The sequence below is a fragment of the Nocardia sp. NBC_01377 genome (assembly GCF_045040005.1).
Lineage (GTDB): Bacteria > Actinomycetota > Actinomycetes > Mycobacteriales > Mycobacteriaceae > Nocardia > Nocardia noduli.
This window is the reverse complement of sequence record NZ_CP109566.1, coordinates 3,878,043-3,895,615: the sequence shown is the minus strand read 5'-3', so window position 1 is coordinate 3,895,615 and position 17,573 is coordinate 3,878,043. Positions and strand designations below refer to the sequence as shown.

Sequence of the window (17,573 nt, the reverse complement as noted above, 5' to 3'; positions counted from 1 at the left end):
TCAGTGTGATCCCGATCCCGATGCGGCGGTGGCGTATTCGGCGCGCAGCACCTTCTTGTCCGGCTTGCCGAGTCCGGTGCGCGGGATCGACGGTGCGAACACGACACGCTTGGGCGCCTGCACGGGCCCCTTGGCGGTGCGTACCAGGGCGATCAATTCGTTCTCGGGCACTTCGGCGCCCTCGCGCAGCACCACGATCGCGGTGACGGCTTCGCCCCACCGCTCGTCGGGCACACCGATGACCGCGGCTTCGGCGATCGCCGGATGGCTCGACAGCACATCCTCCACCTCGCGCGGATACACGTTGAATCCACCGGTGACGATCATGTCCTTCTTGCGGTCCACGATGCGCAGGAAACCGTCGGCGTCGCGGACCGCGATGTCGCCGGTGTGCAGCCAGCCGTCCTCGAAGGCCGCCGCCGTGGCCTCCGGTTTGTTCAGGTATCCGCTCATCACCAATTGTCCCTGCGCGCAGATCTCACCGGGCTCGCCGTCGGGCACCGGCCGGGCGTGGTCGTCCAGCAGTTCGACCCGCACCCACGGCACCGGCCGTCCGCAGGACGCGAGTCGGGCCGGGTTGTCCGGATCGTGCTCGGCGCGTTTCATCACCGACAGCGTCATCGGCGCTTCGGCCTGGCCGTAGAACTGGAAGAAGATCGGGCCGAGCTTCTCGATTCCCTCCTTCAGGCGGGTCGGCGAAATGGATGAGGCGCCATAGTAGATAATCTCCAAACTGGACAGGTCGTAGTCGGTGAGCCGCGGATGATCGAGCAACGCGTAGATCATCGTGGGAACCATGAGTACGCAGGTGATCCGGTGTTTCTGGATCGCCTCCAGCACCGCCGTCGGCTCGAACCCCGGAAGTACGATCAGGCTGCCTCGTTTGATCATCGTCGGGGCGAACACCGCCCCGCCGCCGTGTGAGAGCGGCGAGCACACCAGTTGCCGGACCTGCGAGGGCCACTCCCATTCCTTGAGCATGATGTCGATCAGCGCGGCGGCGCTCCGAGGCGAACCCATGATCCCCTTCGGTTTGCCGGTGGTCCCGCCGGAATAGCTCAGTCGGGAGATGTCTTCCGGTGCGCGGCGAACCCCCCGCACAGGTGCGGGTTCGAACTTTGTCGCCACCGCCGTCAGATCCTCGCCGACCGCGGTGGGCCCGAGCGCCAGCAGGTGACGCAGATGCGGAATGCGTTCCCGCAATTCCCGGGCGTGACCCTGGTAGTGATCAGGATCGAAGATCAGTGCCTCGATGTGGGCGTCGTCGACCGTGTAGGCCAGATCGTCCACCGAACCCATCGGATGCAGTGCCACGGTGCACAGCTCACTGGTCACGAAATTCAGTGCGCCGTTGACGAACAACACCTCCGGGCGATTCCGGGACAGCAGGCCGATCCGGGTGCCGGGCTCAAGTCCGAGTGTGTCGATCGCCTGCGCGTATCGGCCCGCGACATCCTGGAATTCACGGGCGGTGACCGCGCGGCCGGTGTCGTGGAAGATGACGACAGGCCGATCAGGATCGATGGACAACGAGTGCACCAGCAGATCGCCGGGGGACTGCGGGGCAAGCGTGGCCGGCGTGACGGCGGCCGTCTCGGCGAGCATCGAATTCAACTTCTTCGTCATGTCCTGGTCCTTCGGGCGGCGGTGGAAACGGATCCTGGTCAGAGATAGCGCGCGAGGTAGGCGGCTTCGTGGATGGCGTTCGCGTACGAACGCGGCTTGCGCGCGTCGCCGATCACCTGGACCACCAGACCGGCCTTGCGCAGCGGTTCGACCAAGGCGTTGCGTGGCCGCCGTCCGCCGCAGATGACGAGTGAGTCGGCCGCGACGACCTGTGTGACACCGTCGGCGGCACGGAACACCGCCTTACCCGCGCTCACGCTCTCGAGTGCCGATCCGGTCTCGACCTCGATCCCTTCGCGGGCCAGCGCGCCGACGATCACGCGCGCACGGGAACCGATGTAGTTGGCGGGCCGGAAGACCGGCCCGGGGTCGAGCAGTCGTACGGTACGCCCGGACCGCGCCAGCTCCAGTGCCAACTCGGCCCCTTCACCCGCGCCCCAGATCACCACCGACGAGCCGGGGTCCTTCGCGTTCTCGCGGGCGAGCACCTCGTCGATGGTCAGTGCGAAACCGGAATCGCGGGCGTCGTCCAGTCCCGGGACGTCGGGCAGTATCGCTTCCGCGCCGGTGGCGACAACGACTACGTCCGGCCGTTCGGCCTGGATCAGCTCGGCGGTCGCCTCCACACCCAGCCGCACCGGTACCTCGTATCCGGTCATCATGGTGCGGTGGTAGTCGGGCTGGTGGCGCAGCATCCGCATGTTCTCGATATTCGGATAGTTTCCGGCCCAGTCCATGGCCCCGCCCAGAGTGGCGGACTTCTCGAGGACGACGACCTCGTGTCCGATCAGCTTCGCGGTGATGGCGTATTCCATTCCGCCCGAACCGCCGCCGACGATCACGACCTTCCGCGGGCGATTGGTGGGAACGATCCGGTATTCGTCGTCCCGGCCGAAGCTGGGATTCTGCGCCGAACCCGCCCAGCCCTTGCCGAAGATATTGCCTTGCAGCAAGGACGCGCCGGTATGTGTCGAGAGCCTGATCTCGTGTTCGCGCCCGGTCTGCATCTTCGTGGGAAAATCCGGATCGTCCAGCGACAACCGGCACACCGCGGCGAAGTCCGCACCGGCTTCGTCGACCATGGTGCGCAGGTGGTCCGGGGTGATCAGATTCGCCGATCCCATGATCGGGATATCGATGTTCTGCTCGCGCAGGAGTCGCTTCAGATGCTTGATGTTGTCCAGATTGACCGCGGCGGGGGTGTAGAAATCCGGCCCGATGAATTCGTTGGACGCGATATCACTGCGACGGCTCTTGGCGCCGAGCATGGATCCGAAGGTGCAGTCCAGCGCCGCTACTCCGAGTGCCTGGAGTCGCGGCGCGAAATTCTGCACGAAGTATTCGGTGTCGAAGCCGCCCTCGAGGTTCTCGTCGACGCAGATCCGGGGAATGAGCGGGAAGTCGCGGCCGCACAGTTCCTGGGTGCGTTGCAGGATCTCCTCGCAGAACAGGAAATGGTCCGCGTACTTGTCGGTGCGACCCTGGTTTGCCAGCAGTGACAAGTTGGTGTGCGGCAGTGAGCCGTGACAGAAATGGTAGGACAGGTAGTCGAAACCGGCCTCGCGGGCGCGCCGTCCGGCCTGCGCGAAGTCCTCGACGAGCTGTTCGTAGACCTCGGTCGGGACGACGTCGCTGTTCGGATTGCCGATGACGTACTTGTTGCTGGGACCCCAGGCGACCGTATCCGGAATCCAGCCCTTGGCCGACGGCAGCGGAATCGTCGTCCCGAGACCGGGAATCAGTCCGCCGTAGAACAGCTGGATACCGGCCAGCGCGTCGTTGTTCTTGATCTCGGTGACGGTGTCGCGGAACTCGATCACATAGTCTTCGTCGTAGAGCCCCAGCATCCGCTCGTTGATCAGGCCGTCGCGGCGCACACAGGTAGCGCCAACTGTGACCGCCGCGTATCCGCCGCGCGCCAGCGTGCCGTACGCCGCGGCCAGACGCCGCGTGGCGTAACCGTGCGGATCCGACATGTTCAAGGTGGTGGGTGCGTGCACGATCCGGTTCTTGAAACGCAGCCCGCCGACCTCGAAAGGCTCGAAAATCTTGCTCATGGAGTCCCTTCCGGGGAATCGTCGTCTATTGCCCATGGGGCCGTGAACGGATCCCGCTCCGTTCCGGCACCCATATACCGCGTGGATGAGGGACGACTGCACGCCCCGTTCTCCCTCGCGGGGCGCAACGAGATCTGGGGTCGCACCCTCGATGTGGCATCCCGCTCCGAGTGATGCGACCGCCGTCTAGTTGTTGATACGGTAACAGATACCGTACTACACTACGATTTGCTCTTCGGCAAGTCGCCCGGAAATGCGTCGGGCTACAGTGAGGTACGAGAACGAGCGCTCCGGGGTGACCTCACCGGCGCAACCTCGATGACGCGCGAGGTGATCGCGCCGCTGGGCGCTGTACGGCTCTGCGCGATCCCGGTAGGCGACGCGCCGAGACGACTCGGTCGCCGAGCGCACCTATCCGCTGATCGGGATGCGTTGCGTCGGTCGCGTGGACACCGACCTCGCGGCGAACGTGTCGGACCGGCGTCGTCCCTTGGCACCGAACGGTGCCGGCGCTCTTCCGCTGAAGATATTGGGCGTAACGCTCCACAACCCGAACCGCTGACGGTCGAAGGGCCAGCGGTTCGGATCATGCCGGTAGGCGTTCGGCAGGTGAAACCCGTGGCCAGAACTCCCGTTTTCGCCAATTGTCGGTGATCGGCGGTTCGCTGGCGCATCGGACCAGACCCACCGCGCACACCCGGCGTCAGCTCGGGTCGTCGCTCGGTAGGTGGCATTGCAGGACAGTGTCCGCCGATCTTGTTGGAGCGGATCCGAGGAGGTCCTCACCGGGGTTCGGCGAGGGCATGTTCGCTCGACAGCGCGGCGAGCACTTCCCGGGTCCGCTGGATGTCGGCCTGGTCCGCCCCGACGACGTGCGCGGCGAAGTCTGTCACGCCCAACTCCGCGAATCCGGCGATCCGGTCGCGCACCTGCGCGGCCGAGCCGACGACCGAGAGTTCCGCCACTCCCCGCACTCCTTCACGGTCCAGTACTCGACGATAGGAAGGATGCTGGTCGTTGCCGCCCAGGCGTGCCTGGATCAGCTCCCGTACGCCGTCGGGATCGTCGGTGACCGACAGCGGTAGTGCGACGACGACGCGGAAGGCGCCCTCCCTGTCCGCGGCCCTGACCGCGTTCCGCACCAGGGTACCGATCGTCGCCTCCGCCACCGACCAGGTCACGAGGCCGTCCGCCAGTTCCACCGCCAGTCTGATCATGGCCGGGTTCACCGCGCCCAGCACAATCTCGGTCGGCTGGACCGCCGGACCCGCTAGGCCGCGTGCACCGGTGCCGGACAGAATTTCCCGCAACTGCTCCAGACACGTCCGTGCGGTCTCGAGCGGCGCACGCCAGCTCTGCCCGAACAGGTCGCGAGTGAGGCTTTCATGCGAGGTTCCGACCCCGAGCACAAAGCGACCTCCGACCACTTCCTGGACAGTGCGTACCTGCTGGGCGAGGGCGAACGGCGAGCGCAGCGGCATCGGCACAACGGCGGTGCCCAACTCGATCCCACCGACCTCGCGACCAGCGAGAGCCAGCGTGGTCAGAGTGTCCTGGCCGCCCAGCATCGGCGCCCAGTACCCGCCCAACCCGTCCTCGGCGGCGCGGCGCACCTCCGAGACGACGTCCTCCACCGATCCGACGTTGGTCGTTGCGGAATGGATGGCGATACGCATGTGAATCCGGATCCTCTCGGTCCACTGCTCCCGGTGCCGATCGCGGCGGCCCGAGTGTCAGCGAGTGTCAGTTTGTAGCTCCGACAGGTCACGGTCGGCACGTATCGTTTAATCGAGGACCCTTCAGACACGCTGATGGTCGACAACTTCGAACGATCTTGCGCGCACTGCCGGACAGGCTGGGCCGCCACTCGACGACACCACGCCGATCCCCGCTCAGAAAGCCCTGACGCTGTCGTACCGGCGACACAGCCACGGAAATGCCTGTTCACGGCGCGCGGTCCGGCCGCCAGACCAACGTGCCCGGCTACGGAGGCCGACCATGCGGACCGTATCGTCGGCCTCCGCGCGCGGCCCGCCGAGCCCATCAGATTTCGCGTATGAAGCTGCCCTTTACTGATGCGAACGAGACGTGTGCGCCGATATCGTCGGCGAGCACGCGGGCATCACCGCTCGACGGATCCGCCGCCGCGGGAAACCCGTCACGCGTATGTCCCAGGTACATGATGTCGATAACGCACTGACCCGTCACGGCTGTTCCTGTGGAATCGGCCACCAGGGCATTGAACTCGGGTGCGATGTGGAGTTGGTGGTAGCCGACTTGTGCGGGATTGGCGCGGCGGTGGTCATCGCCGTGCCGAACCCACCATTCGTTGTACTGTTCGACAGAGAGCTCCGGGACGCGATCGAGGATGAGAATCATCGACGTGGGCGCGAAGCCCGGTATGGTCAGATTCGCGACACCGGCGAGGGTGACCGACTCTGCCAGGTCGACGACGTCGATCAGCGGCTCCAGGCAACCTGCCGCGGCTTTGAACAGCGTCTCGAAGTCGGCCGGTGTCGGGTCGAAGATCTCGAGATCGAGCGAGACATAGCCGTCGATCGCCGTGACCTCGGCTCCCGAGGCCTGGAATTGTTTGTCGAGATCGTCCTGCATTTCGGCTATCGCCACGCCCGCCCTGGCGATGATCGTGCCGGGTGCGACTCCGAATTCCCATCGTCGTCGCCAGTCGCCCAGCGCTTGTTCGAAAGCTTCGGGGCTGGCCCCGGGCCGTCGCCGGAGAACGAACAGTACTCGAGGGCGGTGCGGGTACCGGCTCTTCAGCACCGGCTCGAGAGAACTCGGGATGCTCGAGGTCATAGCTTCAAACCTTCTCGTGAAATGAAATATGCCGACCGAGTGCTCGATGCGGCATGCATCGAGCACAGTTGAAATGCGTCAGCCAACCGCGCCGCTTCGCCGAACCTCGGCGGGGTCCCTGTAGAAGATCGGCTCTTCGATGCCGTCGAGGGTCGTCAACCGCAATGCGTAGAGCTGATCCCGATCCACGCGTTCGGCCTGCGCCGCGATCTCCGCCTCGTCGTAGTGGACGGAGAAGAACCTCCCCGACAGCGCATCGGCCTTGCCGGACGCGAGGAACAAGCACAGGGCGGCGGCGCGTTCGGGGGGATACCAGCCGTGATCCTCCAAGGCGTGGCCGGGGGGGAACACCCACGGAGAAGCGTCCGGCGGCGCGGCGATGAACTGTTCGCGGCCGGGCCACAGGGCTGCGGTCAGGTTGGTGAGTACGTTGCCGGGCGTGATCGAGAAGACCGAGACGCCGCGGCCTTGAAGTTCCAGGGCCAGTGCCTCACTGAAACGGATGACGCCGGTCTTACCGACACAATAGGGCGCCAGGAAGGGCATTGCCATCATGCCCGCTCCGCTTGCCACGTTGATGATTCGCCCCTCGCCTTGCTCGAGCATGCCGGGCAGCACGAGCCGAGTCAGCAGCATGGTGGATATCAGGTTGACCTGTAGCCCCGCCACGATCGCGTCGGGCTCGATGGTCTCGAAGGGACCGTTGCCGCCGCGCTCACCGCCACCGGCGTTGTTCATCAGCAGTGTCGGCTTGCCCAGCTCCGACTCTGTGACAGCCAGCATCTTCCGCAAGGAATCGAGATCGGTCACATCGGCCGGATATGCCACGGCACGGCCGCCCGCGGCCTCGATGAGAGATGCGGTCTCTTCGATCTCGGCCACGGAGCGCGCGGTGACCATCACCGCTGCCCCCGCCGCGCCGATCGCCAGTGCGGTTGCCCGTCCCACCCCGCGCCCGCCGCCGGTGATCAGGGCGACCCTTCCCTCCAGCCTGTCCGTTGCTGTCTCAGCGCTCATGATCGTCATCTCTCGCTTGTTCCTACGTGTCCTGCCCATGGCCGCGACTCGGCTTGCACGGTTCGCGTCGCCAACACGGCTTCGCGACCGGCTTGAGTCACCCTAACGTTTGGCAACAGTAGACTGTTTACCTAGTTCATATCAAGCCGATCGGCAGACTAAATTTTGTCGGGCGGTCAGAATCAGCGGGTACTATGATCGAAAAGCTCGCCCACCTCGGTGGGTAAAGGAATCGAATCGAACGACCCTCCCCGAAAGGTTGACTTGGCGAAAACGGTGTCACCACGCGGCCAAGCGCGAGGGCGGGTTCTGGAGGCCGCACTGGCGCTCTACACCGAGCGCGGAGTCAGCGGTACGTCGTTGCAGATGATCGCGGACCGTGTCGGCGTGAGCAAAGCTTCGGTGTACTACCAGTTCCAGTCCAAGGACGATATTGCGATGACGGTCATCCGCCCCGTGTTCGAGGACATCGAACGCGTCGTCAGAATCGCCGAAGCGCTGCCGACTCACGAGGCTCGGCGCGCGGTCGCGTTCAGCGGCGTGATCGAGCTCGTCGTCCGCCACCGCCACATAACCAGGGTTTTCTACGGGGACCCGGCGGTCGGTCGCCTGCTCGAAGATCACCAGGACTACAAAGAAGCCGGCGACCGCCTCTCCGAACTCTTGGCAGGTTCCGACGCCGGGGTGACGAGCCGGGTCGCGGTGTCGGTGCTGGTCTCGGGGATTTTTCACAGCGCGGCGGACCCCGATCTCTCCGATCTCGACGACGCACAGCTCCGCACGGCGCTTCTCGAGTGCTCGCACCGCATGGTGAGCACTATCGGGGCCGACCTCGATGCGCCGTCACCCAGGGCAGGCTTCTAGTTTCGGTCCACGAAGGGCTTGTGTCGGTGGCCAATCGGTGAACGAGCGGAGTGCCCCGATCCCGCTGGCCGAGCCGTCGCCAGACCGAAGGGCGAATCATGAACGAGGGTCGTGTTGTGCGGCGGGGACTGTGGATTCATCGGTCGGGTGGCCCGGGGTTGAGATACCCCGGGCCACCCGACCCTTGGCGAAACAGTCCCCAATCAAACAAGTGTTCGCGCAATGGCAAACATGGTTGGGCGCTCGGGGATCGAACTCACGGACGTGACGACGTCGTTTCCGGGCGTGGCATGCCCGGCCGCGCTGGCGGTGGAGATGAACCTCTACGCCGACGATGCGCGACTTCGTTCCGATCGCTACCTCGTCTCGACGGTTTGTCCGGCTGAGGCAGATGGACACTCTCGTTACTGCGAGAAACCGCCTGTGGCATGCTGGTCGTGTCCTGGTCCGCAATGAGAGGTCCTTGCTGTGACCGAATCGAATCCGTCGGCAAACGACGGCGTGAGTGCTCCGGCGCCTCATTGGGCCGATCGGGCAGCTGATCGATCCCGTTCTGTGCAGCGATCGCGTGCGCGCAGCGTGGAACAGGCCAAAGTAATCGTCGATGCCGCGCGCCGACTTCTGGGGACCGAAGGGGCCGGCCTCACCACGCAGGAGCTGTCGAAGGAAGCGGGCATCGCGCTACAGACTTTCTACCGGCATTTTCCCAGCAAGGATCAACTGCTGCTGGCGGTGTTCGAGGACGTCATCGGTGAACGCGCCGCGCAACTCGCGGCCGCGGCCGGCAGCATGCCGGATCCGGTGGCACGCCTGCGTTTCTATGTTCTGTCCGTGTTGCGTGCGGTGGACGATAACGGCGGTGTCGCGCAGCGCTTCATCACGGCCGAGCATTGGCGGCTGCACCAGCTGTTTCCCGACGAGATAGCGCAGGCGACGCAGCCGATCGCCGACCTCATCGAACGGGATCTGCGCGAGGCGGCCGCGATGGGATTGCTGAAACCCAATGATCCGTCGGCCGATGCCTGGCTGGCGATGAAGCTGTTGATGTCGGTTTTCCATCACTACGCCTTCGCCAAGCCAGAGGATGGCGGCGATATGCCCGAGCGTGCCTGGGCCTTCTGCCTGGCCGCCTTCGGCGGTTCCTGACGGTCGGATCGAGCTCGGGAGCGCACGGTCGGCGTCGATCCATGTCATCCGCGCGGTGACCCGCAGGTCTGGTAAACGGTTGCCTCTACACGGCCCCTCAAACGTTCGTGGGGTGACCGACGCTTGCCCTGGATAGCCGGCCGTGGCCTTCGTGGCGTGGTCGTTCGATCGGGAAGCCCGGCGTGCCGTACGCCGGGGCCTCCGATTCGGCCCGGACCCGACGCTCGGATTCTGGCTCGCGCCCGGCCAGGAAATGCTGGGTGGGATCATCGAGACCTTCGCCGCCGTCCACCCCGATACGCAGCTGGATCTGCGGCGCGCGGACTGGTCGGAGAAGGGCGCTGGCGTCGAGTCCGGCGAATCCGATATCGGGCTGATCTGGCTGCCGTCGGACCAGCGGTTGCGGCGCCTGAAGTTCCATCGGCTCGGGCTCGAACCGATGGTGGTCGCGTTGCCCGCCGGGCACCGCCTGACCGCGCGGGAGCGACTGGGTCCGGCGGATCTGGCCGCGGAAACCATGTTCGCGGTGCCTTTGCCGGGCGCTTCGACGTTCCATCGCCCCGGTCGTGAGGGTGAGCGCGGTCAGATACGCACCGTTACCACCATCCGCCCACGGCCTTCAGCTGACGGCTCCTCACGTCGAGCACGCGATGCCGCCGTTCCGGTCGGCTCCGTCAATGATCATGGGTGCTCCATCGGTCGGATCCGGTGCCGGGATCGGCACACGAATCATGGTGCGCGGGCCGTCGAACTCTGTCCAAGAACTGTTTCCATAACCGCCGGCTATGCGGATGGAGCGGGCGGCGAGCGGATCCGTGCGGTCGGCGCAGGTGTCTGCGGAAACCGGCCGACGCGGGGCGAGCGGCACGCCGGACCAGTGACGGCGGCTGATACTGTTGTTGATACCGTATCAAAATCCGCACAATGACCGAACCGAACCGGCGGATTCCCACCCGAAGGGGGATCTTGGCGCCGTCCGTCTCGGCGACACCGTCACAGATTGGAGCATGATGTCCGAGGAACTGGTCACCTACGAGGTGTCGGACGGGATCGCGACGATCGCTCTCAACCGTCCCGAGGTCGCGAACGCGCAGAATCCCCAACTGCTGCGTCGCCTCGACGAATGCTGGACCGCCGCGGCGGACGACCAGGACGTCCGGGTCATCGTCCTACGGGGGAACGGGAAGCACTTCTCCGCTGGCCACGATCTGAGCGCTTCTGCCGACCGCGACCCCGCGCAGAAGTGGACGGTGTCGGAAGTCTACGAGTACGAGACACAGCACTACATCGGCTATTCGCTGAAATGGCGCAATGTGCCGAAACCATCGATCGCGGCCGTGCAGGGCGCCTGCATCGCGGGCGGGTTGCTGCTGGCGTGGCCGTGCGACCTGATCGTGGCCGCCGACAACGCCAAATTCTCCGATCCGGTCGTGACCATGGGCATCGGCGGCGTCGAATATCACGGCCACACCTGGGAGCTTGGTGCCCGGCTGGCCAAGGAGATCCTGTTCACCGGCCGACCGATCACCGCGGCGGAGGCATTGCAGGTCGGCATGGTCAATCGGGTCGTTCCGCTCGCCGAATTGGAATCGGCCACCCGGCAGCTGGCCGCCGAGATCGCCCAGAAGCATCCCTTCGCGCTGCGGATGGCCAAACGCGCGGTCAACCAGACCCTCGACATCCAGGGATTCACGACCGCGGTGCAGGCCGTCTTCGACGTCCACTCGCTCGGACACGGTCACGCCATATCCGAGTCAGGATCCCCCGCCCTGGCCGGATTGGCCGGGATGAAGAAGTCCATCGCGGCGAAGTGATCAGATGACCTCGAATATCGACATCGACCCGCCACAGGGACTGCGGCGTCTCGACCCCGCGCTCGTCCCGATCGCGCGATCACTGCCCGTCCACGGCTTCCGTTCGGACTCGCTGGCGGCCGAACGGAAATCGATCGAAGCCGGCGAGACGAAGCGGGCCGCGGAGACCGACGAGACCGGAGTGGCGATCGAGCACCGCCGTATCGTCGGCCCGCTCGGCGACGCCCTGCGCCTGCGCGTCTACCGGGGCGGGGGCGACGGTCCGCTGCCCGTGGTGCTCTACGCGCACGGCGGCGGCTTCGTCAGCGGGAGCCTGGACACCGATCACGCGTCCTGCGTCGAACTCGCCCGCGATGTCGGGTGCGCGGTGGTATCGGTGGAGTACCGGCTGGCCCCGGAGCACCCCTGCCCGGCGGCCCTCGATGACGTCGAGGCGGCATTCCACGATGTTCTCCAGCACGCCGAGGACCTCGGCCTGGATCGACATCGTCTCGCGGTCATGGGGCGCGATGCCGGAGCCGCGCTGGTCGCCGGACTCGTGCACCGGGTCTTCGACGCGAACGGCCCGCGCATCGTGCTCCAGATCCTGCACCATCCGATGCTGGACTGCGACGAGACGCTGTCGCGCAGCGCGTTTCCGCGCACCCCCGGCTTGGGCGGGGCGGCGGTCGGCCGCGGCTGGGCGCATTATCTCGGGCACACCAGGGCATCGGCCCGCTCCGTTCCGTCCTACCGCAGCAATCTGGAGGGCCTGCCCAGCGCGTTCGTCGCTTGCGCCGAGGTCGATCCATGTCGGGACGAGGCGATCGATTATGCGACCCGGCTGCTGCGCGCGCGGGTTCCGACCGATCTGCACGTGCTGTCGGGCACATTCCACGGATTCGACTCGGTCGCACCGGACTGGGAAGTCTCCGCCGGAGTTCGGCGGCTGCACGCTCAGGTGCTGGCGAGGGCTTTTCACGCATGGTCCGGGTACGAACGGTCCGATGGTGTAGGCGCCACCGGATCCGATGATCCGGGCTCGGCGGCGTCGCCGCGTGTGGTCTGACCGGTCGACGACGATCGCGATGTCTCGATTCGAGGAGGAATTACTGTGATCAACTCGGCACACGGTGCCCACGTCGCCGTCCGTAGGCCCCCGGCCACCGATGTCGGGGGAGGGGCACGATGACCGATCGACGGGTGGCGCTCGTGTCCGGTGCGGCGGGCGGACAGGGCTGGGCGATTGTGCAACGGCTGCGCGCCGACGGAATCGCGGTGGCGGCGTGCGATATCCGGGTGGATGCATTGGCCGCGGCGGTCGCCGAGAGCGGTGACGCCGACATTCTGCCGTTGTCGCTCGATGTGACCTCCGAGGAGCAGTGGGCGGCCGCGATCGATGCCGTCGTTGAGCGGTTCGGGGGATTGAACGCGTTGGTCAACAACGCCGGCATATTGCATCGCTGTCCCCTCGAGAACGAGACCTCCGAGCAGTTCGAACACCTGTGGCGGGTCAACTGTCTCGGCGCGTTCCAGGGCATGCGGGCGGCGCTGCCGCACCTTCGGGTCGCCGCCGAACCGGTCATCGTCAACACCTGCAGTACCGGGGCACTGCGGCCCTTCCCGAATCACGCCGCCTACGGCGCGTCCAAGTGGGCGTTGCGCGGCTTGACACAGGTGGCCGCCGCGGAGCTCGCGCCGCACCGCATCCGGGTGAACGCGGTATTCCCCGGGCCGGTCGCGACGCCGATGCTCGATGAGAGGATTCAGCAGCGGCTCGCCGCCTCCTCGCCGTGGCAGCGGCTGGCCGAACCCGGCGAGATCGCCGACGCGGTCGCCTTCCTGATATCCCCACAAGCCTCGTTCATGACCGGTGCCGAGGTCACGGTGGACGGCGGGCAATCCCTCCAGATCGGCTGAGGTCGCACGCGGTATGGATAAGCGGCCCTTCATTTGATTGAATCAAAGTTCATATTTTTGTAGATGTAGTGAAATGGATGACTTGCCATGGCAGACGACCTAGAGCACGTGCTACGTCGCAACGACTACTCGTTGGACGAGGAGCAATCCGCGGTGAGCGAGGCCTTCGGTGACTTCTTCGAGTCGGTCTCGACCAGCGAGGTCGTCCGTGCCGCGGTCGACGGCTTCGACCCGGAGGTGTGGCGTCGGGCCGCGGAACTGGGCATCGTCGCGATGGCGATACCCGAATCCCAGGGCGGCGATGGTGCGACCGTGGTCGATCTGGTCCTCGTGGCGGAGCGCTACGGCGCGCACCTGGCCCCGATTCCCTTGGTCGAAGCGATCGTCGCCGCGAGGCTCGCCGCCGAGATCCAGGCGGGGGACGTCGTGCGGTCGATGATCGAGGGCGAACGGATGGTGACGATGGCGCTGCGGCCGAGCCACGAGCGGTCGTCCCAACTCGTTCCGGCGGGCGCGATCGCGCAGGCCGCGCTGGTATCGGACGGGGACTCCCTGCTGCTGGTCGAGGCGCCCGATGACGTCCGTTCCGAGCCGAACCTCGGTGAGTCCCCCGTCGCGTGGTGGGATCTCGCGGGTTCGCCACGGCGGGTGCTGGCTTCCGGTCCGGCGGCCGTCGGTGCCTATCGGCGGGCTGTCCGGCTGTGGAAGCTGCTGACCGGGGCCGCGTTGACGGGATCGGGGCAGAAGGCGATCGATCTCGCGGTCGAATTCGCGAGTTCGCGCAAGGCGTTCGGACAGTACATCGGCACCTTCCAGGCGATTTCCCATTCCATCGTCGACGCGGCGAACCTGGTGCAAGCGAGCCGGAACCTGACGCGCAAGGCCGCGTGGTATGCCGAGTACGAGCCCGGCACCGCGCCCGAGTTGATCCCCGCCGCCTACGTGTCCTCGGTGCGTGCCGCGGTCAAGGCGTCCACGGTGGGCGTCCACGTGCAGGGCGGCTTCGGTTTCTCCACCGAATCGGATATGACGCTGCATTTCCGGCGTGCGAAGGGCTGGCCGCTGATCGCCGGGCCACTCGTCGAAGAGGTGCACGCCGTCGGCGCGGTGCTTCCGCTCGCGCGGGCGCTGTAGGAATCTTCGAGTACTCAGGAAGAAGGACGATGGATTTCGGAAAGATCGCTCTCACCCGCGAGCAACTCGACCTCTGGGACTCGGCGAGCGAGTTCTACGACACCTACGCGACCGAGGCCGTCTACGACGAGGAGCGGCGGTCCGGCTCCGGCTACAGTGACACCCTGCACAAGGCACTCGGCGAGCGCGGGTGGATCACCCCGACCTGGCGTCCCGAAGAGGGCGGCGCGGGCCTCGACGCGGTCTCCGTTCGCATTCTCGAACTCGAGATGGAGCGTCGCGGCGTCCCCGACATCACCTTCGGCACCACCCACCTGGTGCTCACCCTCGTCGAGGCGTCGGGATCCGACGCGCTCACGCGGAAGGTGCTGCCCGGCGTCGCCTCGGGCGATATTCGCATGTGCCTGGGATACACCGAACCCGACGGGGGCTCGGATCTCGCCGCGGTCCGCACCCGGGCGCAGCGCACCGAGGACGGCGGGTGGGTCGTCAACGGTGCGAAGATGTTCACGACCGGGGCGCACAACTGCCAGTACACGATTCTGGTCACCCGCACCGATCCCGACGTTCCCAAACATCGTGGCATCACGCTCTTCCTGGTGCCGCTCGACATATCCGGTGTCGAGATCCGCCCGATCCACACCGTCGGCGGAGAACGCACCAACGCGGTGTTCTACGACGACGTCCGTATCGATGACGATCATCGACTCGGTCCGGTGAACGGGGGCTGGGGAACGCTGTCCATAGCGCTGAAGCAGGAGCACGGCCAGTACGAGGCGACCGGACTCAACGAGATCAGCGGTGGCATGGTGTACGCCAAGCCGCTGCGGTCGCTGCTGTGGCACGCGACCAGATGGGCCAGGACGCCAGGGGTGGACGGCACCGTGCCGTTCGACGATCCGCGAGTTCGCGCCCTGCTCTCGGAGATCGTGATCGACCTCGAGATCATCCGCGCCGCGCCGGGCTCGATGGGCCGAATTCTCGGTTCCGATCGCCTCGTGCAGCGCAGCGCGGAACTGCTGGATATGATCGGCGCCGAGGCGATACTGTCCCACGACGGCGCGGGTGCGCTGGAAGGCGGCATCTTCGAGTGGGCGCATCGGTACGCGCAGGGCACCGCCATCTACGGTGGCACGACCGACATCGCTCGAAACATCGTCGCGCAGCACACCCTGGGGTTGCCGCGCCCGCCCAAACTCGACTGAATCGTATGATGGGCTGACCGCGTCGACCGGCCGTTCAAATCCGTGTGTGATGATTCGTTCGCTCGAGCGGGTGAGTGCTGTGTCGGTGAGAGGAGCGGTGATGGCGAAGGCGAAGACGGACACCGAGCATCGCGAGGTCGACGGGGGCGACGGCTCCACGGGCGGCGTCGAGGGCGGTGCGGCGGAGTCTGCGCCCAGTCCGCGTGAACTTCGCAGGCAGCAGCGCATGGATATGTCGCGCGAGCAGATCCTCGATACCGCCGAGGAACTCTTCGCCGAACGCGGCTACCACAACACCGGTTTGAAGGACGTCGCGCTCCAGTGCGAGTTCTCGGTGGGCTCGATCTACACCTTCTTCGACAGCAAGGACGATCTGTACGGTCAGGTGCTGATGCGGCGCAGTATCGCGCTCGAGTCGATCCGCAACCTGGTTCCCGAGGACGTGGCGGCCGACGAGCGCCTCGTCGCGCTGGCCGAATTGCAGATATCGCACGCGTTGAGCCATCCCGCGTGGGGCGCGCTGTCGGCGGAGATCTCGCGTATGGCCAGGATTCGCGGGACGGAGATTCCGGAGGCGTGGGTCGGCTATCAGCAGCGCGTCCTGGACTATATCTCCGAGGTCATCGAGACGGGCCAAGCGGACGGCACGCTGCGGCCCGGTTCGCCGATCGCGTTGGCGCGGCTGTACTTCGCGGTGGTCTCCTCGTTCATCCTGGTGACGACGATCGCCAAGACCTCCGGCGAACAGGGGTGGCCGAGCGATACCGCGGAGTTCCTCGAGTTCGTCTTCGACACCTTCAGCGCACGCCCGGGCACATCGACGCGGGGTGATGATTCCGCCACGGCGGCGCGGTGACAGATTCCGCGCCGCCGTCCCGGTCCCGCAGACAGCGAGCTACAGTCCGCGGATCATCGAGTGCGAGAGCTGGGGTGGTCCGGCCTGGATCACCACCGGCCGGCCGGACGCCGCGCGCCGGAGTCTCATCGGACCGGCGCCGGCGTTCGGATGTCGGCGAAGTGCCTGCCGATGGCCCCGATCAGGTCGCGCACATGGGTGGTCGCCAGTCGGCTCCCCGGCACCATGTTGTAGCCGTGAGGCCCGCCGGGATGGACGTGCAGTTCGGTCGGAATACCCTGTTCCAGTAGCCGTTTCGCGTAGGTGATGTCCTCGCCGACGAACAGATCCAGCGCGCCGACGCAGATGAACGCCGGGGGCAGTCCGGTGATGTCGGGCACCCGAGCGGGAGCCGCGTAGGGTGACACGTCGTCGCCGCCGGGGTCGTGCCCGAGATAGGACGTCCAGCCGTAGATGTTGTCGGAGGCGTGCCAGACGAAATCGCCCGTACGCGCGTGCGGCGCGGCCGTGGTCGCGGTGCGGTCATCGAGCATCGGGTAGATCAGCAGCTGGAAGGACACCGGGATCTCGCCCTTGTCCCTGGCCAGGATCGCCAGGGCCGCGGCCAGTCCACCACCCGCCGATTGGCCCCCGACCGCGATCCGGGCGGGATCGACACCCAGGTCCCCGGCATTGCCGGCCACCCAGCGCAGCACGGCGTAACCATCGTGCAGCGGGCCGGGTGCGGGGCATTCCGGCGCCAGGCGGTAGTCCACGGAGACGACGATCGCCGATGTCTCCGTGGCGATCTGGCGGCACAGCAGATCGTCGTCCTCGGCGCTACCGATGACATAGCCGCCACCGTGGTGCCAGATCAGCGCGGGAACCTCGGCGGTGCGCTCCCGCGGTTCGTAGTGCAGCACGCGGACCTCGGGGGCGCCGTCGAATCCGGGCACGTGGCGCTCGGTCCGAGCCACCGCCGGGAACAGGGCGTCGCCATCGGGAGTCGGCCGTGCGCGCATCTGGTCGCGGATGGCCTGTAGGGTCCGCGAGCTGAGCTGGAAGGGCGGAAAGGCGGCCAGGACGGGCGCGATCTCGGGGTCGAGCAGGTGGTGGCTGCTCTTCGGCGCGGTGGAACTCATCATCGAATCCTGTCTGC

General features: G+C 66.3%; 15 protein-coding genes. 9 read left to right on the top strand and 6 right to left on the bottom strand.

Annotated elements, in window-relative coordinates:
* The 5 genes from OG225_RS17950 to OG225_RS17930 form a co-directional block, all read right to left on the bottom strand.
* Complete coding sequence (locus OG225_RS17950; RefSeq protein WP_405183293.1) at positions 1-1,605, bottom strand: AMP-binding protein; 1,605 nt, start codon at positions 1,603-1,605, stop codon at positions 1-3.
* Positions 1,606-1,664: 59 nt separating this feature from the next.
* Entirely contained in the window at positions 1,665-3,683 is a 2,019-nt protein-coding gene (locus tag OG225_RS17945; protein ID WP_405182712.1) for an FAD-dependent oxidoreductase, read from the bottom strand.
* A gap of 782 nt (positions 3,684-4,465) precedes the next feature.
* Complete coding sequence (locus OG225_RS17940) at positions 4,466-5,359, bottom strand: LLM class flavin-dependent oxidoreductase (protein ID WP_405182711.1); 894 nt, start codon at positions 5,357-5,359, stop codon at positions 4,466-4,468.
* 367 nt (positions 5,360-5,726) lie between these two features.
* A complete protein-coding gene (locus tag OG225_RS17935; RefSeq protein WP_405182710.1) occupies positions 5,727-6,500 on the bottom strand; it encodes a hypothetical protein in 774 nt (257 codons plus the stop codon).
* A 78-nt stretch (positions 6,501-6,578) separates the two neighbouring features.
* Positions 6,579-7,526 carry an SDR family NAD(P)-dependent oxidoreductase gene (locus OG225_RS17930; protein ID WP_405182709.1) on the bottom strand — a complete coding sequence of 316 codons (948 nt, stop codon included), beginning with the start codon at positions 7,524-7,526 and terminating at the stop codon, positions 6,579-6,581.
* A gap of 255 nt (positions 7,527-7,781) precedes the next feature.
* Here OG225_RS17930 and OG225_RS17925 point away from each other — a divergent pair, with 255 nt between their 5' ends.
* From OG225_RS17925 to OG225_RS17885, 9 genes are all read left to right on the top strand, one after another.
* Positions 7,782-8,381, top strand: coding sequence for a TetR/AcrR family transcriptional regulator (locus tag OG225_RS17925; RefSeq protein WP_405182708.1), 600 nt, complete (start codon positions 7,782-7,784; stop codon positions 8,379-8,381).
* A gap of 468 nt (positions 8,382-8,849) precedes the next feature.
* Complete coding sequence (locus OG225_RS17920) at positions 8,850-9,527, top strand: TetR/AcrR family transcriptional regulator (protein ID WP_405182707.1); 678 nt, start codon at positions 8,850-8,852, stop codon at positions 9,525-9,527.
* Between the two features lie 142 nt (positions 9,528-9,669).
* Positions 9,670-10,455 carry a LysR substrate-binding domain-containing protein gene (locus OG225_RS17915; protein WP_405182706.1) on the top strand — a complete coding sequence of 262 codons (786 nt, stop codon included), beginning with the start codon at positions 9,670-9,672 and terminating at the stop codon, positions 10,453-10,455.
* Between the two features lie 82 nt (positions 10,456-10,537).
* Positions 10,538-11,341, top strand: coding sequence for an enoyl-CoA hydratase (locus tag OG225_RS17910; protein ID WP_405183292.1), 804 nt, complete (start codon positions 10,538-10,540; stop codon positions 11,339-11,341).
* A gap of 4 nt (positions 11,342-11,345) precedes the next feature.
* Positions 11,346-12,389 (top strand): alpha/beta hydrolase, encoded by a 1,044-nt coding sequence (locus OG225_RS17905; protein WP_405182705.1) that lies wholly within the window; start codon positions 11,346-11,348, stop codon positions 12,387-12,389.
* A 119-nt stretch (positions 12,390-12,508) separates the two neighbouring features.
* Positions 12,509-13,240, top strand: coding sequence for an SDR family NAD(P)-dependent oxidoreductase (locus OG225_RS17900; protein ID WP_405182704.1), 732 nt, complete (start codon positions 12,509-12,511; stop codon positions 13,238-13,240).
* 87 nt (positions 13,241-13,327) lie between these two features.
* Positions 13,328-14,374 carry an acyl-CoA dehydrogenase family protein gene (locus OG225_RS17895; protein ID WP_405182703.1) on the top strand — a complete coding sequence of 349 codons (1,047 nt, stop codon included), beginning with the start codon at positions 13,328-13,330 and terminating at the stop codon, positions 14,372-14,374.
* Between the two features lie 29 nt (positions 14,375-14,403).
* Positions 14,404-15,579, top strand: coding sequence for an acyl-CoA dehydrogenase family protein (locus OG225_RS17890; RefSeq protein ID WP_405182702.1), 1,176 nt, complete (start codon positions 14,404-14,406; stop codon positions 15,577-15,579).
* 100 nt (positions 15,580-15,679) lie between these two features.
* Entirely contained in the window at positions 15,680-16,435 is a 756-nt protein-coding gene (locus OG225_RS17885) for a TetR/AcrR family transcriptional regulator (protein ID WP_405182701.1), read from the top strand.
* Positions 16,436-16,560: 125 nt separating this feature from the next.
* Here OG225_RS17885 and OG225_RS17880 read toward each other — a convergent pair whose 3' ends face one another.
* Entirely contained in the window at positions 16,561-17,559 is a 999-nt protein-coding gene (locus tag OG225_RS17880; protein WP_405182700.1) for an alpha/beta hydrolase, read from the bottom strand.
* Positions 17,560-17,573: the final 14 nt, after the last annotated feature.